Consider the following 15,461-nt stretch of genomic DNA (forward strand, 5'->3'; position numbering starts at 1 on the left):
GGCCGGTCTCTGCCCCTGCGGACGGGGGCCGGCCAGGGAAAATTCTGCTTTACAGGGTCTGGGGGAGAATGTCAACGTGTGGAAGTTTATTGTACGAAGGGTTTTTCTGGCTATTGTAATTGTGGTGCTGGGGTCCTTCATTATCTACGGCGTAATGCGCGCCATGCCTACGAGCTTTGTGGAAGCGATGGCCCGGCAGCGGGCTGCCGCCAGCGCCACGACGGGCGGACCGACGTACCAGGAATGGCTGGAACAGCTCAATGAATCGTACGAGATGAATACCAATATCTTCACCGGCTTTGTTCGCTGGCTGGGGAGGGTGATTCATGGAGACTTTGGTGACAGCTGGAAATATGGTGTCCCGGTAATTCAGAAATTCCAGGAAGTCATCTGGCATTCCGTGGCCCTGAACTTCGTGACGATCATCCTGGAAGTACTGATCTGTATCCCGCTGGGTATCAAAGCGGCGCGGCATCAGTACAGCGGTTTTGACTACGGCATCACTGTGTTTGCGATGCTGTGTATTTCGCTGCCTACATTTTTCCTGGCAACACTGCTGAAATTCGGCTTTGCGGTCAAACTCGGATGGTTTGACCTGTATGGTATGGTCGGACGATTCCATGAGCAGTTAAGCCAGGGCGGTAAGATTCTTGATATTATCCACCACATGTTCCTGCCGGTGCTGACGCTCGCCATGCTGAACATCGGCGGCCTGACGCGGTATACCCGTACGAACATGCTGGAAGTACTTAACGCAGACTACATCCGCACTGCCCGGGCCAAGGGCCTGCCGGAAAAGACGGTCATCAACCGCCATGCTTTCCGGAACACCCTGATCCCGCTGGTAAGCTACATGAGCTACCTGATCCCGAGCCTGTTTTCCGGCTCGATGATCACGGAGACGCTGTACCAGATCCCGGGTATCGGTTATATAGCATATGACGCCATGGTGGCAGGAGACCTGCCCTTTACGATGTTCTATTCCGTGTTCGGTCTGATCCTTACCCAGATCAGCCTTATGCTGGCTGATATCATGTATGCCGTGGTGGATCCGCGGGTACGTGTGAACTGACGGACAGGAGGAGACTGAAATGAGCGATATAAAGAACAAGGCAATGGAACCGCAGGACCAGGAACAGCTGGCCCTGGACGACGGCCGCCGGGTGAAGGTGCTTTCTCCCGGAATGATGGTTTTCAAACGTTTTATCCGGAACAAACTGGCGATCGCGGGAATTTGTATCCTGGTTTTCATGTTCACGTTCTCCTTCCTGGGAGGCGTGATCTCACCCTACCGCCAGGACCAGGTTTTCTACAAAGTGGACGCGGCGAACAAGGAGTATGCCGGTGCAGTGGTGAACACGGACTACCGCTTCACGACCGTGGACGGCAGCACGCTTTCCACCATGGTAAGGGCCACGTTCAACAGCCAGGTGAAGGGGAAGGAAGGCAGTGAGATTGCCTTTACCGCGGATAAAAACACCTATACCGCAAAGAAAATCGATGACGGCTTCTATGTGATCACGGCCGGTGAGGAACTGGGCACCGTGACACTGCTGGGTAAGATCGTGGATGTGAAGCCGGCGGAGGGCAAAGAGATCTCCGCTGAGCTGCAGGCCGCGGCTTCGTCAGCTATCAGCAGCAAGCAGACAGCCTTTGAACTGGATGGCGTCAGCTACACCCTGACAAAGGATATCGGCAAGAGCTACAAGCTGAGCGGAATGAGCGAAGTAGCCCTGGCCAGTATGCTGAACTTCGATGCTGCCGGAAATGAATACAAAAAGACCGCTGCGTCCTATGAATTCCGCAGGAACTGTGAGACGGCCATGCATGCCGGGGAAACCTCCTTCACAGCAGACGGAGTGGAATATGCCCTGGAGATCGTCAGCGAGACGGACGCAGCAGTGCGTAACGCTGCGGGCGAAGATGTGGCCAAGGTATCCAACATCATCGTGAACCCGGTGACGAACGGTGTGGTGCTGCCGGCTGATTATAAGGAAGCACTGGTTGACGCGATCGCCAACAAGAAGACAAGCTTCGAGTATGTGAACGCGGCCGGAGAGACAGAAAAGCATACGATCACGATGCGTGCCAACAACTACGTCATCTATACGATGCAGCAGACCTATCTGATCGACATGTATTCCAAGCCCAGCGCTGCCCATCCCCTGGGAACGGACGACCACGGCATGGATGTGCTGACCCGCCTGATGTACGGCGGCCGCATCTCCCTGATGGTGGGCTTCATCGTTATGATCCTGGAAAACATCATCGGCATCATCGTTGGCGGTGTTTCCGGATACTTCGGCGGCTGGGTGGATACGCTGCTGATGCGTTTTGTGGACCTGTTCAACTCGATCCCGTATTACCCGATGATGATCATTGCCGGCGCGATCATGGACAGCTTTGAGGTTAACCCATACCTGCGATTGTACATGATGATGGCGATCATGGGTATCATGGGCTGGACGGGCGTGGCCCGTGTGGTCCGCGGCCAGATCCTGAGCCTGCGTGAGCAGGACTTCATGGTGGCGACTGAAGCAACCGGTATCAAGGTGTCCAGGCGGATTTTCCGTCACCTGGTCCCGAACGTGATGCCCCTGCTGATCGTGCAGGCCACCATGGGCCTGGGCGGTATCATCCTGGCCGAGGCGACCCTGAGCTTCCTGGGCCTGGGTATCAAGTATCCGCTGGCATCCTGGGGAAGCATTATCAACGCATCTTCCAATATTTATGTTATGACCAACTGCTGGCACATCTGGATCCCCGCGGGTCTGCTGATCGTGCTGACAGTTCTGGGATTCAACTTCGTGGGCGACGGCCTGCGTGACGCGTTTGATCCCAAGATGAAACGGTAAGACGGGAGGAAAGAAAGATGGCAAAGAAAAATTCCAACTTTATTTCTGCCCGTGAATCGCGCAGAATCAGCAAGGCGAACGCGAAGATCACCAAAAAACTGGACGACAAACTGAACCGGAAGCATGTAAGCGAAAGCGAATACCTGACGAAGATGCATGATGAAGGCAACGTTGTCGAATTTGACGATCTTCATACATGCTTCTTTACCGATGTTGGTACGGTGAAGGCGGTAGACGGTGTCAGCTTCAACGTGCCGGTCGGCAAGACGGTCGGTATTGTGGGCGAGAGCGGCTGCGGCAAGTCTGTGACGAGCCTGAGCCTGATGCAGCTCCTGCAGCGGCCCAGCGGACAGATCGTATCCGGTGAGATCCGGCTGAACCTGGGAGATAAGGCCTATGACGTGGCGCAGATGCCGATCAAGGCCATGGAAAAGATCCGGGGCAATGTGGTCTCCATGATCTTCCAGGAGCCCATGACGAGCCTGAATCCCGTTTTCCGCATCGGTTTCCAGCTGGATGAGATCATCAAGCTGCATAACCCGGAACTGAGCGACGAGGACGTGAAGCAGCGCTCTGTGGACGCCATCAAGATGGTGGGCATCCCGGACGCTGAAGGCATTTACAACCGTTATCCGCATGAACTGAGCGGCGGTATGCGCCAGCGTATCGTGATCGCCATGGCGCTGGTATGCAACCCGCGGCTGATCATCGCGGATGAACCCACGACAGCGCTGGACGTGACCATCCAGGCCCAGATCCTTGAACTGCTTCGGAAACTGAAAGGCGAGATCAACGCGTCCATCATGCTGATCACCCATGACCTGGGCGTGATCGCGGAGATGGCGGACTACGTGGTTGTCATGTATGCCGGCCGCGTGGTGGAAAAAGGACTGGCCAATGAAGTGTTCCTGGATCCCCGCCATCCCTATACGATCGGCCTGATGGAATCCAAACCCGTGATCAACAAGACAGTGGACCGGCTTTATTCCATTCCGGGTTCCGTTCCGAATCCCGTGAATATGCCGGACTACTGCTATTTCCGTGACCGTTGTGAAAAGTGTGTCGAAAAGTGCAAGGGAGAGTACCCGCCGGAAATCCATGTGACCGACACGCATATCGTCAGCTGCTGGCGGTATCTTGACGATCCGAATCGAGGTGGCAACGAATGAGTGAAGCGAGCACAAACGTTCTGGAGGTTCGCAACCTCTGCAAATATTTCCCGATTAAGGCCGGTCTTTTCGGCCGCGTTGTGGGCCACGTGCACGCGGTGGAGGATGTTTCCTTTACCCTGAAGCGCGGCACCACGATGGGTCTGGTGGGTGAATCCGGCTGCGGCAAGACCACGGTCGGCAAGACACTGCTGAATTTGACTCCCAAGACCAGCGGGGAAGTGATCTTCAACGGAAATGTCCATCTGGACCAGTTGTCTTCAAAACAGCTGCGTGAATTCAGGCCGAAGATTCAGATCATTTTCCAGGATCCCTATGCCAGCCTGTCCCCCCGTCTGCCTGTCGGTGAGATCATCGGCGAAGCGGTGCGGGAGCATCACATTGTTCCGGACAACGAGCTGGATGCTTATGTTTCCCGGATCATGAAGAGCTGCGGCCTGTTTGATTACCAGAAGGACCGCTATCCGCATGAGTTCTCCGGCGGACAGCGCCAGAGGATCTGTATTGCCCGTGCTATCGCGCTGAATCCCGACTTTATCGTCTGCGATGAGCCGGTATCCGCGCTGGACGTTTCGATCCAGGCACAGATCATCAACCTGCTGGAAGACCTGCAGAAGGAATTCAACCTGACTTATCTGTTCATCAGCCATGACCTTTCCGTGGTGCAGCACATCTCCGACACGGTAGGCGTGATGTACCTCGGCAACATGGTTGAGTTTGCCGATAAGAAAGAGATCTTCGCAAACCCGCTGCATCCCTATACCAAGGCCCTGTTCAGCGCTATCCCGATCCCGGATCCCACGGTGAAGATGAACCGGATCATCCTGGAGGGAAGCATTCCTTCCCCGGCGAACCCGCCGAGCGGATGCAAGTTCCATACCCGCTGCAAAGAATGCCGCGGAGTATGCAGCCAGAAGGCACCGCGGGTGATGGACATGGGCAACGGACACACTGTGGCCTGCCATATTTATGACCCGGAGAGCGGATATGACAAAGAAGAAGCCTGAACTGCCCGAAGGAGATGACGGCAGGACCGTCGCGGACATGAATGTGGAGGGAATGCCCTGGTATACCCCGAAGAATCTGCTGCCGAAAACGGAGCGGAAACAGGGGGATAACAGCCAGCCTCTGCTGACAAAGGAAGAATCCCGGTACTATACCTGGGGCGCGCTGAAGGCGGCCCTGCTGGTGACCGGGGCGATCTGCGGCGGGATCGCGCTGTTCATCCTGTTCTGCCAGTTCATTTGGCTCCGCTGATAAACATCAAAAAAGAGAGATCGTGAAGATCTCTCTTTTTGTTTATCTGTGCGGGATCCGAAGAAAATCAGTCCAGCGGGATGTTCTGACCGTGATAGGTGCCTTTCATACAGGATTCAAGCAGGTTTGGCCAGAGATTGCCGCCGTCAATGCGCATGCCGAAATGCTTCCCGGAGGAATCCATTTCCACAAGGACAATATCTGTTGAATCGCCTTCAGGCATAATGTAGAAGACAGCGATATCGCATACGGACAGTTTCAGGGCCTTATCCTTATTAACAGAAACAAACAGCGGGCAGGCTGCGTCTTTCTTCAGGTAAGAGGACAGGGACAGGTAATTATCCGGCACCACAACAGCCCGCCGGCCTTCGTATTCAGCTATGACACATTTGTCCGACTCAGTGGTGAGGGGATTATCCTCATTGGCGATGGAAGCGGCGGAGAGTACTGCATCAACCTGGAACTGATAATTGGGGATCGCTGTCCTGGAATGGACGGCATAAACGATAAAGCCGATCGCGGCAACCAGCAGCAGGACGGTCAGTATGACCAGGATACGGGTGATCTTCATGATTGGATATTATCCTCCTTGGACAGGCGTGAATGGACGGTACGGAACATATTTACAGCTCCGAGGGCAAGGATGGCGGCACCCAGCAGTATCAGCAACCCGGGATATTCCCGGGAAGCGTCTCCGCCGGAAAGAAGAAAGATGACTTCACCCGCCAACGCGGCAAAGGAGAAGACGGTGCAGCCCACAGCGGAACGGAGTATACGTCCGATGCTGTTTTCCTTCTGCAAGCGGGTCATTCTGTCCGGTGCGCGGAACAGTGCCCAGAGCCCGGCAGCCCAGTAAAAACAGGGGAAGAGGGCCAGCGCGGCGGGAAGAAATACATAAAGGATCCGGGTACCGGGGAAATCCAGCCAGAAAAACAGGACCAGAAGTATCAGGCAGCCAAGCCAGGGCAACAGGGCCCGCAAAAGAAGGCTTTTTTTGTCACAGTCAGGGGCAAGACCAAATACGGGACCCCGATACACGGGCACCCGTTTTTCCTTTCCGCGATCATCGAAGCGGGTCTCGTTGACCCAATCTTCCTTATACTTGCGTTCCTTCATGACGTCATTGTACAGACCGGCAGGAACTGTGTCAATATTACCGGAAAAAGATCCGCACAGATACTGAAACCGTGATAAACAGGAAACGGGCAGCATGTTTGTTCTTGACTTCCCTGAAAGGATATGATATATTCCTGCTCACGTCGTAATGATGATTCAGGATTCATACAAAAGAATTCAGGATAATCCGCTGCGAGACAGTTCCCGATGATATACGGGAGAACATCCGGAGGATTTTTTCATGAGCTATATTTTTGTTGACCATCTCTGCAAGTCTTTTGTTGTCCGCAAAAAGCGGGAGAAGGGTGCTTTGCTGCGCCCAAAAGAGACAGTACACGCGCTGAATGACGTCTCCTTTGAGATTGAGAAAGGGGAACTGGTGGGCTATATCGGGCCGAATGGCGCGGGAAAGTCCACTACGGTCAAGATCCTTTCCGGGATCCTGGTGCCTGAAAGCGGTACGGTGACCGTGGGCGGGCGGGTTCCCTGGGAAAACCGGAAGGAGCATGTGAGCCGCATCGGTGTTGTGTTCGGCCAGCGGACCCAGCTGTGGTGGGACGTGCCGCTGCTGGACAGCTATTCCCTGCTGAAGGACATCTACCGGGTGCCGGAGGAGAAGTACCGAAAGAGGCTGGACGAGCTGACCGGGGCACTGCAGCTGGGTGATCTGCTGCGGACGCCGCTGCGGCTGCTGAGTCTGGGTCAGCGGATGCGGGCGGAATTGTGCGGCAGCCTGCTGCACAGCCCGGAATTGTTGTACCTGGATGAACCGACCATTGGCCTGGACGCTGTGAGCAAACTGGCTCTGCGTGACTTTCTGCGGTGGGAAAACGCAGAAAAGGGAACCACAATTCTGCTGACAACGCATGATATGGAAGATATTGTGGCCCTGTGCTCCCGGGTGATGGTGCTGGGACATGGCAGCAAGCTGTATGACGGCGGGCTGCAGGAGCTTTTGTCTCAGTATGATACGACAAAGACGGTACAGGTGGAAGAACATCGGAATATTGATCAGGTTATTGCGGCAATGTACAGGGATCTCGGGCTGTGAAACCCGAGATCCCAATGAAATGTCTGACTTCGTCAGACGTGAAATATGGAACGGCGATGCCGTTCCATGTGAAATATCGGCTTCGCCGATGTGAAATATTCGGCTGACGCCGAATGTGATAGTTACTTTGGACTAAGCTAATCAGAAGTAACGATGTAAAAGGGAAGATTGTTATCTGATACCGGGCGAAAGGCCCGGGAATTGATGGAGTATTTGCCTTCGGTAAAAGTGATGATTACTCTGAACAGGAAGAAAAAGAGGTAGAGATGAAAGCATATTATTCGATATTCCGGATGAGGCGGAAAATGGAGACGCAGTACCGGGGAGCGGTGTTGGGCGGACTGATCTGCCAGACGTTCTTCGGACTGGTGCTGGTGGCGATCTACCGGGCTATGTACGCAGGCAAACCGCAGCCCATGCCGCTGAGCAGTATTACCACCTATGTATGGCTGCAGCAGGCGTTTTTCCGAATGTTACTGAGTATGGACACAGATCTGCTGGACAGGATCCGGACAGGGGCGATTGCCTATGACCTGTGCCGGCCGCTGCACCTGTATGGATATTACTATTCCCGGATTCTGGCAATGAAAATGACCGGGAGCATACTGCGTGCCCTGCCGATGCTGGTGATCGCGGCGCTGCTGCCGGAGGGATGGGGACTTGCCCTGCCGGCTTCCGTGCCGGCACTGCTGACTGCCCTGGCGGCCCTGATCCTGGGACTGTTCTGTATTTGCGCACTGGAAAACGTTACGATGGGACTGACAATGCGTACACTGGATCCCCGGGGTGTGCAGGCAATGCTGAACCTGCTGCTGATGACGTTCAGCGGCAATATCCTGCCGCTGACACTGTTCCCGGACAGCTGGCAGCGGGTAATTACCCTGCTGCCCTATGCCCAGATGCTGGACGCGCCGATCCGGCTGTATAACGGAGAATATGCACTGGATAAGGTGCCTGAAGTGATGATCATCCAGATCTGCTGGACTGGGCTGCTGGTGACGGGCGGATGCCTGCTGTGGCGCGCGAACCAGAAGAAAATGATTGTACAGGGAGGCTGAGAAGATGAATACCCTTCGCTTGTACTGCCGGTCCATGGCAATGCTGATGAAAAGCCAGTTGCAGTATCCGCTTTCCTTCCTGATGCAGACGCTGGCCCAGCTGGTGATGGAAGGCGGCGAACTGATGGCAGTGATCCTGCTGATTGACCGGTTTGACCGGGTAAACCAGTGGGGACCCGGAGACCTGTATTTCTTTTTCGGCCTGATGTCAGTTTCTTTTTACCTGACGGAAATCTTCGGCAGGGGACTGACGGGCAATTTCCCGTCCATGGTGCGGAACGGACAGCTGGATACGCTGATGCTGCGCCCCAGGGGCATCCTCACGCAGGTACTGTGCAGCGGGGCGGATCCCAGGCGGATTGCCTGCATTGCCGTAGGTACGGTGAGCCTGATCATGGGCAGCCGGATTTCCGGTATTACCTGGTCTCCTTTGAAAGCGCTGATGATGGCGGAATCCGTCTTTTTCAGCTTCTGGCTGATCCTGGGGCTGTTTATGGTAGAGGCTATTCTGACCATCCACAGTGTGAAGTCCATTGAACTGGCCAATACACTGACCTACGGCGGGCGCAGTGCCTGCGAGTATCCGAGCGATATCTATCCCAGGCCTCTTCGAGTGCTGTTTACGGTTATCGCGCCGTTCGCACTGGTGATGCATGTGCCGGCATCCATCATCCTGGACAAGCCGCTGTTCGGCTGGCCGGTATGGACCGGGCTTGTGACGCCCCTGGCGGGGGTGGTACTGTTCGGCGTGATGTATCTGCTGTTCAGGAAAGCGATGAAGTACTATCGGTCAACGGGAAACTGATCACAAAATACAGATGGTCCGACTGTGTTCTGTGAAATGAAATAACAGCCCTCAGGGCAAAAGCTTAAGACGGTGAAACAGCCCGTATGGAAACGAAAAATGAGTTGCCAGAGAAGGCAAAAAACGGTATAATATTCGCAGACATTTTCGGATACTGAAACGAGGAGGGGACCCCATGCTTCAGGATATTATAAATAACGCAAAAGACAAAATGAAAAAATCCTGCGAAGTTTATGAGCGGGATATGATGGGACTGCGGGCCGGCCGCGCCAATCCCAAACTGCTGGACAGGATTATGGTGGACTATTACGGCACACCCACTCCGATTCCGCAGATCGGCAACATCTCTTCCCCGGAACCCCGGCTGCTTGTGATCGCTCCCTGGGAACCCAAGATGATCCCCCAGGTGGAGAAGGCCATCCAGAAGAGTGACCTGGGTCTGAATCCTTCCAACGACGGAAAGATCGTCCGCCTGGTGTTCCCGGAACTGAACGAGGAACGCCGTAAGGACCTGACCAAGGTTGCGTCCAAGGGCGCGGAAGAAACGAAGGTTGCCATCCGCTCCATCCGCCGGGATGCCATTGAACAGATCAAGAAGCTGAAGAAGAACAGCGAGATCACCGAAGACGACCAGCGGGACGCCGAAGAAGATATGCAGAAGCTGACCGATAAGGCCGTTAAGGAAGTTGACGAGATCTTAGCTAAAAAAGAAAAAGAGATCATGGAGGTCTGACGGACAACTCCGGCAGAAAACCAAAACCCGCCGGAAGGCGGGTTTTTGGCAGTATTATGAGGAGATAAACGCATGAAGCTGAAGACGGCATTGTCACTGGCACTGAAAAAGACGCCAAGGACATCGGATGAGTTTGACAAGCTGCCGAAGCATGTAGCTATCATTATGGACGGGAACGGCCGCTGGGCAAAGAAGCATAAGCTGAACGTGTCCAAGGGGCACCGGCAGGGAACAGAAACCCTGCGGGAGATCATCCGCCATACGGATGACCTGGGGATCGGCGCCCTGAGTCTTTATGCCTTCTCCACGGAAAACTGGAACCGTTCGGAAGAGGAAATAGCCGCGCTGATGCAGCTGATCCTGGATTTCTTTGCTTCCGAGATCGATGAGCTGGATGCCAAGAACGTACGGATCCTGATCCTGGGAGACAAGGGCGGCCTGCCGGAGAAACAGCGGGAAACGCTGATCGAGGCGGAAAACCGGACAAAGAAGAATACAGGACTCCGGCTGAATATCGCCGTGAATTACGGCGGGCGCGCGGAACTGGTGCGGGCCGCGAGGCAGATCGCAACACTGGTCCGGAACGGGACGTTGCGGGAGGACGAGATCACCGAGCAGACGATCTCCGATTACCTGTATACCGCGGGACAGCCGGACGTGGACCTGCTGATCCGGACCAGCGGGGAACAGCGGCTGAGCAATTTCATGCTGTACCAGAACGCGTACGCGGAATTCGTTTTCCCGACGGTTCTCTGGCCGGACTTTACTGTGCATGACTATGATGAAGCGCTGGACGCGTTCGCGCACAGGGAAAGACGGTTCGGAGGACGATAAATTCGAAAACAGAATCTCTGATTCTGCTTTCGAATCAATGAAATATCGCTTCGCGATGTGAAATATCCCGCTTCGCGGGATGTGAAATATTTGCCTTCGGCAAATGTGAAATGTTCGTCTGGCGACGAACATGATATATACATTACAGGAGAAGGACGAAGAATGAAACAACGGTTTATTACGGGTTTGATGCTGACGGCTTTTCTGGCGATCAATCTGTGGCTGCCGAACTGGTGCATGGCCCTGGCAACACTGGTCTGCATCTGTTTCGCTGTATGGGAAGAATATCACGCGCTGTCCATAGCCGGACACCGGGTCGTGACCTGGCCTACCTGGGTGATCCTGGGCGTATCAATGCCGCTGACCTGGCTTTTCGGCGTGAAGGTGATCGTGCCGCTGCTGGCCCTGGCACTGTTTATTATGATCACACAGATCCTGTTCCGGAAGGAGCCGGAGCTGACTGACCTGAGTATGAGCGCGCTGCCGCTGCTGACGGTGGCACTGCCCGGACTGAGCCTGGTGGCCCTGAGCCTGATCCCGGACCAGAAGGCCGTGGAAGTGGTGCTTCTTTGCCTGACCTTCGCGGTACCGCTGCTCGGTGACGTGATGGCGCTGTTTGTCGGCAGCGCGATCGGCGGACCGAAGTTCTGCCCGGCTGTCAGCCCGAAGAAGACGATCGCCGGCAGTATCGGCGGCCTGGCAGGCAGTGTAATTGCCGCAATGGCTGTATACGGACTGAGTGTTGCTATCTGCAACGCGTCGACCCTAGCTAAACTGCCTGTATGGTGGCATTACCTGGTGCTTGGTTTCACGGGCGGCATCGCCGGACAGATCGGCGACCTGTTTGCCAGCCTGGTGAAGCGCCACAGCGGACTGAAGGACTTCTCCAACCTGTTCCCGGGTCACGGCGGAATGCTGGACCGGCTGGACAGCGTGCTGTTTATGGCAGTTTTAATGTATTGCTATTTAATGTTCAAATGAACATTAAACAGCAATACTCAATGAACAATTAATAATGAACAATGAACAATTATGTATTGTTCTATTCCAATAGCCAGTACAGTTTGTGATTGTAAATTATGAATCGGATAATGAAAAGAAAGGCAGTATGATGAGAAGTATTGCTATTCTGGGGTCTACGGGGTCCATCGGGACGCAGGCGCTGGATCTGTGCCGGAGACATCCGGACAGGTATAAGGTGACCGCGCTGACTGCTCGGGGAAGCAAGGAAAAGCTGTTTGAACAGGTACGGGAATTCCGGCCGGAGACCGCAGGCCTGACGGAAGGCTTTGATCCCGCGGAAATCCCGGAAGACCTGAAATTCTGCCGTTTCCTTTCCGGAAAGGAAGCACTGCACGCGGCTGCCGCTGAAACGGACGCGGACATGGTGCTGGTCAGCATCGTGGGTATTGCCGGACTGCAGGGCGTGATGGATGCGCTGAAAGCCGGAAAACAGGTCCTGCTTGCCAACAAGGAGGCGCTGGTAACCGGCGGCCACCTGGTGACAGACCTTGCCCGGAAAGCGGGGAAGCCCCTGCTGCCGGTGGACAGCGAACACAGCGCAATCTTCCAGTGTCTGCAGGCAGACGGAACCAATAAGCCGATGAAGATCCTGCTGACCGCTTCCGGCGGCCCCTTCCGTACCTGGGATAAGGAAAGGATCCGGAAGGCGACAAAGGCGGAAGCGCTGAAACATCCCAACTGGAACATGGGCGCCAAGATTACCGTGGACAGTGCCAGCATGTTCAACAAGGGCCTGGAAATCATGGAGGCCCGGTGGCTGTTTGACATGCCCGAAGACAAAATAGAGGTCGTTGTCCATCCCCAAAGCATCGTGCACAGCGCGGTGGTCTATCAGGATGGCGCGGTACTGGCCCAGCTGGGTGAGCCGGATATGCGGGTGCCGATCGGCTACGCCATGGCTTATCCGGAACGCATTGAGACCGGCGTACCCGCGCCGGATCTGTTCAAACTGGGCAGCCTGACCTTTGAAAAGCCGGATGAGGATAAGTTCCCGGCGCTGCGACTGGCAAGGGAATGCCTGCGGGCCGGCGGTGCGGCCTGCACCGTGTTCAACGGAGCGAACGAAGAAGCGGTTGCCGCTTTCCTGCGGGAAGAGATTCCCTTCGGGGAAATCGCCGTACGGGTGGAACGGGCATTGGAGAAACTGGCCGGACTGCCGGCAAACTGCATTGAGGACATTTGGGAGGCTGATCGGCTCGCCAGAGCTGTATCCAATTCAGAATTCAGAATTCAGAATTCAGAATTATAATGCCTGCGGCATTTTGCGTACTATGAGAGTATGGCGGATTGTACAGGCGTACGGTTAAACAAACATTATGATTTAACAGATTATTTGAGAGGGCGTTAGTTTGTATATCATATTAGCGTTATTGTTACTGGCAATATTGATCACGGTGCATGAATTCGGACATTTCCTGGCAGCCCGGGCAATGAAGATCGAGGTTCGGGAGTTTGCTATCGGCATGGGGCCGAAGCTGATTGGCTGGAAGAGCAAGAAGTACGATACGGATTTCAGCATCCGGGCGATCCCGCTGGGCGGATTCTGTGCTTTCTACGGAGAGGATGACGCGAAGGGTATTTCAAAGGACGATCCCCGGGCGTTTCCGAAGCAGAATGTCTGGAAGCGGCTGTTTGTCATCCTGATGGGCCCGGTGATGAACTTTGTACTGGCCTTTGTGGTGGGTACCGTCTTTTTCTGGGTGAACGGCGTTGAGACAATAACAGGCATCGATCCATATATTGTTGATGTTATGGCTGCAGGACCGGCTTATTCCGCCGGAATCCAGGCAAAGGACGTGGTGACGGAAATCAACGGCGTGAACATGCTGGATGGTACAGAAACAACGCTGCTGGATACCATCGGCAACTGGAAAGAAGGCGACGCGCCGCTGAAAATGACGATCCTGAGGGGCGAGGAGACAGTTGAAACAGAACTTACTCCGGTCTGGGATGAGAAAGAACAGAAAATGAGGATCGGCGTGACCATTGGCGGGAAATACCGTACAGAAACCGAGCCGGAAACCTTCCTGGGCGGCATAAAGGATTCCTGGGATTGGTGCAGTTATGCTTCGGGTGTTATGCTTCGGGCGCTGAAAGACCTGGTGACCACAGGGGAAGGCCTTGACCAGACCTCCGGACCGGTTGGAATTGTCAGCATGGTATCGACTGAAGTCCAGGAAGAGGGGCTGAGAGCTTTTATAAGGCTGCTGATGGTCATCTCCATTAACCTTGGCCTGATGAACTTGCTGCCGATTCCCGGATTGGACGGAAGCCGCCTGGTATTCGGCCTGGTGGAGGTTGTCCGGAGAAAACCTGTGCCGCCGGAAAAAGAAGCTATGGTGCACCTGGCGGGCATGGTGGTACTGTTCGGGTTTATGATATTTATCACATTTAAGGACATTATGAAACTGTTTGGGTGACAATTTCAGGTAGGAAGTAGGAGGTAGGAGGGAAATCATGAGCAGAATAGTGAAGGTCGGAGAGCTGCTGCTCGGCGGAGGGAACCCGGTGCTGGTCCAGAGCATGACAAATACGGATACCCGGGACGCGGAGGCAACGCTGAAGCAGATCTGCGCGCTGCATGACGCGGGCTGCGATATTGTACGGGTGAGCGTCTACGACGAGGCCTGTGCGGAAGCGGTGAAGACACTGGCCGCGAAGAGCCCTGTGCCGCTGGTTGCCGATATTCATTTTGACTATAAACTGGCTATCCGCTCCGCGGAAAACGGTATCGCAAAGCTGCGGATCAACCCCGGCAACATCGGCGGGGAAGCCAAAGTACGGGAACTGGCGGACTGCGCCAAAGCCCATGGCATCCCGATCCGGATCGGTGTGAACAGCGGATCGGCGGAAAAGAACCTGCTGGCGAAGTACGGCGGTCCCACGGCGGAATGCCTGGTGGAGAGTGCGCTCGGACACGCGAGGATACTGGAAAAAGCCGGTTTTGACGATATTGTGCTGAGCATGAAGAGCAGCGATGTGAAGCTGACCATCGATGCTTACCGGCTGGCGCATGAACGCTGTGATTATCCCCTGCACCTGGGCGTTACGGAAGCGGGACTGCCCGGACAGGGAACTGTCAAGAGCGCCATCGGTATCGGTGCGCTGCTGGCGGACGGTATTGGTGATACGATCCGGGTGAGCCTGAGCGGAGATCCGGTACCGGAAGCGAAGGCGGCCTGGGATATCCTGCGGGCACTGAACCTGCGGACGCGGGGCGTACAGCTGATCGCCTGTCCTACCTGCGGACGGACGTGCATTCCTGTGGAGCAGATTGCCCGCCGGGTGGAGGCGGAGCTTTCGGATGTGACAGTTCCGCTGAAAGTGGCCGTGATGGGCTGCGTTGTGAACGGCCTGGGCGAAGGCCGGGAAGCGGATGTAGGCATTGCCGGCGGGAAGGATGGCGGGGTACTGTTCGTGAAAGGACAGGAACCGAGAAAAGTGAAGGGCGATCTGGCAGAAATACTGATTGAAGAAGTCAGAAAAATAATTAACAATGAACAATTTACAATGAACAATTAATGGTGGCTCCGAAGAAAGAGCATGAGGCTCTTTCTTCG

General features: G+C 54.9%; 16 protein-coding genes. 14 read left to right on the plus strand and 2 right to left on the minus strand.

The annotated features are described in order from the left end of the window. Positions 1–76 precede the first annotated feature (76 nt). The 5 genes from JYE50_RS13890 to JYE50_RS13910 all read left to right on the plus strand — a co-directional run bounded on the left by JYE50_RS13890 (position 77) and on the right by JYE50_RS13910 (position 5,281). Complete coding sequence (locus JYE50_RS13890) at positions 77–1,072, plus strand: ABC transporter permease (protein WP_084096188.1); 996 nt, start codon at positions 77–79, stop codon at positions 1,070–1,072. Positions 1,073–1,091: 19 nt separating this feature from the next. Then, positions 1,092–2,855: an ABC transporter permease gene (locus JYE50_RS13895; protein ID WP_084096189.1), complete on the plus strand. Its 1,764-nt coding sequence runs from the start codon at positions 1,092–1,094 to the stop codon at positions 2,853–2,855. Between the two features lie 152 nt (positions 2,856–3,007). Further along, positions 3,008–4,024, plus strand: coding sequence for an ABC transporter ATP-binding protein (locus tag JYE50_RS13900; protein WP_366212359.1), 1,017 nt, complete (start codon positions 3,008–3,010; stop codon positions 4,022–4,024). After that, the gene (locus JYE50_RS13905) at positions 4,021–5,031 is read left to right on the plus strand and encodes an ABC transporter ATP-binding protein (protein ID WP_084096191.1); all 1,011 of its coding nucleotides are present in this window, start codon (positions 4,021–4,023) and stop codon (positions 5,029–5,031) included. Before JYE50_RS13900 ends, JYE50_RS13905 begins: the two co-directional genes overlap by 4 nt. After that, complete coding sequence (locus JYE50_RS13910; protein WP_084096192.1) at positions 5,012–5,281, plus strand: hypothetical protein; 270 nt, start codon at positions 5,012–5,014, stop codon at positions 5,279–5,281. Before JYE50_RS13905 ends, JYE50_RS13910 begins: the two co-directional genes overlap by 20 nt. A 67-nt stretch (positions 5,282–5,348) precedes the next feature. Here JYE50_RS13910 and JYE50_RS13915 read toward each other — a convergent pair whose 3' ends face one another. Then, positions 5,349–5,852: a hypothetical protein gene (locus tag JYE50_RS13915; protein ID WP_084096193.1), complete on the minus strand. Its 504-nt coding sequence runs from the start codon at positions 5,850–5,852 to the stop codon at positions 5,349–5,351. After that, on the minus strand, positions 5,849–6,397 hold the full coding sequence (locus JYE50_RS13920) for a hypothetical protein (RefSeq protein ID WP_143763638.1): 549 nt from the start codon (positions 6,395–6,397) through the stop codon (positions 5,849–5,851). Before JYE50_RS13920 ends, JYE50_RS13915 begins: the two co-directional genes overlap by 4 nt. 241 nt (positions 6,398–6,638) lie before the next feature. On the opposite strand from JYE50_RS13920, the gene JYE50_RS13925 reads away from it, so the two are divergent. The 9 genes from JYE50_RS13925 (at position 6,639) to ispG (ending at position 15,423) form a co-directional block, all read left to right on the plus strand. Continuing rightward, a complete protein-coding gene (locus JYE50_RS13925; protein ID WP_084096195.1) occupies positions 6,639–7,448 on the plus strand; it encodes an ABC transporter ATP-binding protein in 810 nt (269 codons plus the stop codon). Positions 7,449–7,753: 305 nt separating this feature from the next. Further along, positions 7,754–8,506, plus strand: a complete 753-nt coding sequence (locus tag JYE50_RS13930) for an ABC transporter permease (RefSeq protein ID WP_143763639.1) — start codon at positions 7,754–7,756, stop codon at positions 8,504–8,506. A gap of 4 nt (positions 8,507–8,510) precedes the next feature. Beyond that, entirely contained in the window at positions 8,511–9,311 is an 801-nt protein-coding gene (locus tag JYE50_RS13935; RefSeq protein WP_084096197.1) for an ABC transporter permease, read from the plus strand. A gap of 175 nt (positions 9,312–9,486) precedes the next feature. Continuing rightward, the gene (gene frr / locus JYE50_RS13940) at positions 9,487–10,044 is read left to right on the plus strand and encodes a ribosome recycling factor (RefSeq protein ID WP_084096198.1); all 558 of its coding nucleotides are present in this window, start codon (positions 9,487–9,489) and stop codon (positions 10,042–10,044) included. A 72-nt stretch (positions 10,045–10,116) separates the two neighbouring features. Next, entirely contained in the window at positions 10,117–10,878 is a 762-nt protein-coding gene (gene uppS / locus JYE50_RS13945) for an undecaprenyl pyrophosphate synthase (RefSeq protein WP_084096199.1), read from the plus strand. A gap of 162 nt (positions 10,879–11,040) precedes the next feature. After that, positions 11,041–11,859 carry a phosphatidate cytidylyltransferase gene (locus JYE50_RS13950; RefSeq protein ID WP_084096200.1) on the plus strand — a complete coding sequence of 273 codons (819 nt, stop codon included), beginning with the start codon at positions 11,041–11,043 and terminating at the stop codon, positions 11,857–11,859. A gap of 127 nt (positions 11,860–11,986) precedes the next feature. Then, positions 11,987–13,150, plus strand: a complete 1,164-nt coding sequence (locus JYE50_RS13955; protein ID WP_283399226.1) for a 1-deoxy-D-xylulose-5-phosphate reductoisomerase — start codon at positions 11,987–11,989, stop codon at positions 13,148–13,150. A 100-nt stretch (positions 13,151–13,250) separates the two neighbouring features. Next, complete coding sequence (locus JYE50_RS13960; protein ID WP_084096202.1) at positions 13,251–14,321, plus strand: M50 family metallopeptidase; 1,071 nt, start codon at positions 13,251–13,253, stop codon at positions 14,319–14,321. 37 nt (positions 14,322–14,358) lie between these two features. Next, positions 14,359–15,423: a flavodoxin-dependent (E)-4-hydroxy-3-methylbut-2-enyl-diphosphate synthase gene (gene ispG / locus JYE50_RS13965; RefSeq protein WP_084096203.1), complete on the plus strand. Its 1,065-nt coding sequence runs from the start codon at positions 14,359–14,361 to the stop codon at positions 15,421–15,423. Positions 15,424–15,461: the final 38 nt, after the last annotated feature.

It is taken from the genome of Aristaeella lactis (assembly GCF_018118585.1).
Lineage (GTDB): Bacteria > Bacillota > Clostridia > Christensenellales > Aristaeellaceae > Aristaeella > Aristaeella lactis.